Source organism: Streptomyces sp. 13-12-16 (genome assembly GCF_002114215.1).
Classification (GTDB): domain Bacteria; phylum Actinomycetota; class Actinomycetes; order Streptomycetales; family Streptomycetaceae; genus Streptomyces.
The window spans coordinates 1,009-4,455 of record NZ_NCTE01001250.1 but is presented as its reverse complement, the minus strand read 5'-3'; the positions used below and the strand labels follow the sequence as shown (position 1 = coordinate 4,455).

Sequence of the window (3,447 nt, the reverse complement as noted above, 5' to 3'; positions counted from 1 at the left end):
ACTCCCCGACGGCGCGGCGGGCGCGGCCGGGGCGGCGGGGAGGGCGAGGGCCGGCCCGCCCGTGACCGGCAGGACCACGGCGATCGCCAGCACGAGGCCCGCACTCCGGCCTTTCATGACATTCCGCATGGCCCGCATGATATGCACACAAGATGTACGGCGCACAACGCCAACTACCGTAGCAGCACAAGGAGGTTCGAGGCGTGGCACGGCAAATACTCACGGTCGGCCCGGAACGGTCGGACGGCTTCCAGACGATCGGTGAGGCACTGGCCCAGGCCCGTACCGGGGCGGTGATCCGGGTCCGTCCCGGCCGCTACGCCGAGAACCTCGTCATCCGGCACCGGGTGACGATCGTCGGCGAGGGCGAGCCGGGCACCGTCGAACTCTGCCCGCGGGACGGCACCGCCGTCACCCTCATGGCCGACGCCGTGATGCTCAGCGCCCTGACCCTCCGGGGCCGTGACAAGGAGGCCGCGGTCGTGGACGTGCCGGCCGGTCAGGCGGCCCTCGACGACTGCACCGTGGCCGGTTCCGGGTGGACGGCGCTGCTGGTCCGCGGCAAGGGCTCGCTGGCCGCCCGCGGCTGCCGGATCGGCAACCCCGGCGGCGCCGGCCTGGTCGACTCGTCGGAGTCCGAGAGCATCGTCGAGGACTGCGTGTTCGAGAACTTCGGCACGTCCGCGGTAGTGATCGGCGAGAGTGCCGGGCCCCTCGTCCGCGACTGCCGCATCCGGGGCGCGCGGGCCAACGGCGTCCTGGCGAGCGGCGAGGCCCGCGGCACCGTGGAGGGCTGCGACATCTCCGGCACCGACAAGCCGGCCATCGCCCTGGAGGGTCACAGCTCGACGCGCGTGCTGCGGTGCGCCGTGCACCACACCTCGGTGGGCCTGCTGGTGACCAGCATGTCCCGCCCGGAGATCGAGGAGACCTCCTTCGAGTCGATCGCGCAGAGCGGCATCGTCATCTCCGGCGGGGCCGACCCGGTGCTGCGCGGGTGCGTCACCCGGCGCACCAAGGCCAGCGGGCTGCTCGTCCTGGACCGCTCGCGCGGAACCCTGGAGGGCTGCTCGTTCCACGGCTCCGCCGAGGCCGCCGTACGGGTCGTCGAGGGCGGCGCCCCGCTGCTGCGGGACACCGTGGTGAGCGACTGCGCCGACACCGCCGGGGCGGTGCAGCTCTGGGACGACTCCACCGCCGAGTTCGAGCGCCTGGAGGTCCTGGACGCGGCCGGCGTCGGCATCTCGGTGCGCTCCGCCGCCGACCCCCTGCTGCGCCGCGCCCGGGTCATCGGCGCCGGCGGCCACGGCGTCGAGTTCACCGACGACGGCCGCGGCCGTCTCGAGCACTGCGAGATCGAGTCCGCCGGCGGCTGCGCGCTGCACATCGACGACGACGCCGACCCCGAGGTCAGCGACACCGTCCTCACCTCCGCCGCCCGCTCGGGCCTCCTCGTCGGCGAACGCGGCCGGGGCACCCTGCGGGACTGCGGGATCGGCGACAGCGCCGACGCCGGGGTCGGGGTGCGGGACGGCGCGGAGATCACCCTGGAGCGGGTCCGGGTGCACGGCTCGAAGGCCCACGGCGTCCAGGTGTCGCGCGGCGGCCGGGCCGTCCTCGACTCCTGCGAGATCACCGGCAGCACGGGCGACGGCGTACGGATCGACAGCGCCGAACCGGTCGACGTCACCCGGTGCGTCGTGCGCGACAACCGGGGCGCGGGACTGCGCCAGAGCCGCGCGAGTGAGCGGCTCACGGTCGAACTGCTGACCAGCGCGGACAACGGGCTGCCGGACAGCTGGGGCGAGTCGGCGGACACCGGCGGCGAGGACGGTGCCCCGGGCGGGCCCGGCAAGGAGCCGGAGCCCGAGGGCCCGCTGGCCGAACTGGAGGCGCTCGTCGGCCTGGAGAACGTCAAGCACCAGGTGAGCACGCTGGTCAACCTGAACCAGCTCGCGGAGCGGCGGCGCCGGCTCGGCATGCCGGTTCCCTCGATGAGCCGGCACCTGATCTTCGCGGGGCCGCCCGGCACCGGCAAGACCACCGTCGCCCGCCTCTACGGCAGCATCCTCGCGGACCTGGGCGTGCTCAGGAGCGGTCACCTGGTCGAGGTCGCCCGCGCCGATCTCGTCGCGCAGGTCATCGGCGGTACGGCCATCAAGACCACCGAGGCGTTCAACAGCGCGCTGGGCGGCGTGCTCTTCATCGACGAGGCCTACACGCTCACCGTCGAGGGGACGTCCAACGACTTCGGCCGCGAGGCCGTCGACACCCTGCTGAAGCTGATGGAGGACCACCGCGACGACGTGGTCGTGGTGGCGGCCGGCTACTCCGAGCAGATGGAGTCGTTCCTGTCCGCCAACCCCGGTCTCGCCTCCCGGTTCACCCGCACCATCGAGTTCGGCAACTACGCGGTGGAGGAGCTGGTGACGATCACCGAGAGCCTCTGCCGGCGGCACCAGTTCGAGCTCGGGCCGCTGACCCGGGAGGCCCTCGCCGTACGCTTCGAGCAGATGACGCGCGACGCGACCTTCGGCAACGGCCGTGCGGCCCGCGGCGTGTTCGAGGACATGGTGGACCGGCAGGCGTTCCGGCTCGCGGCCATGAGCGACCCGGCGGAGAACGACCTGACGCTGCTGCTGCCGCAGGACGTCGGCGACGCGGAGGCGGCGGCCGTCGGCGGGACGGCGCAGGACACCGACGACGCGTCCGACCCGATGGCCGAACTCACCGCCATGGTGGGACTCGCCGCCGTGAAGCGGGAGGTCGCCGACCTGGTCAGCCTGCTGACCAACGCCCGGCAGCGGATCGCCGCGGGGCTGCCCGCCCCCCGGATCAGCAACCACCTCGTCTTCAGCGGGCCGCCCGGCACCGGCAAGACCACCGTCGCCCGGCTGTACGCGAGGCTCCTGCACTCGCTGGGGGTGCTCCCCCGCGACTCCCTGGTGGAGGTCGCGCGGGCGGACCTGGTGGGCCAGTACGTCGGCCACACCGCCCAGCGCACCAAGGACGTCTTCACCAGCGCGCTGGGCGGGGTGCTCTTCATCGACGAGGCCTACACCCTGACCCCCGAGGGCTCGTCCAACGACTTCGGCCGCGAGGCCGTCGACACCCTGCTGAAGCTGATGGAGGACCACCGCGACGAGATCGTGGTGGTCGTCGCCGGATACACCGAGGAGATGGGGCGCTTCCTCGCCTCCAACCCCGGTCTGACGTCCCGGTTCTCCAAGTTCGTGACGTTCGAGGACTACACCACGGACGAGCTGGTCACCATCGTGTCCCGGCACGCCGCCGCCTCCGGGTACGAGTGCGCCGACGCCACCGTCGAGGCGCTGCGCGCCCATGTGGACGCCATCCCGCGCGACCGGTCCTTCGGCAACGCGCGGCTCGCCCGGCAGTTGCTGGAGACGATGATGACGAGCCAGGCCCGCCGGCTGGGCGGGCTGG

The 3,447-nt window shown here is 73.1% G+C and carries 1 protein-coding gene; it reads left to right on the top strand.

Going from position 1 to position 3,447, the window contains the following annotated elements:
• Positions 1 to 203: 203 nt before the first annotated feature.
• A partial coding sequence (locus B7767_RS38790; RefSeq protein ID WP_085576060.1) for a right-handed parallel beta-helix repeat-containing protein occupies positions 204 to 3,447 on the top strand: 3,244 nt, incomplete at its 3' end.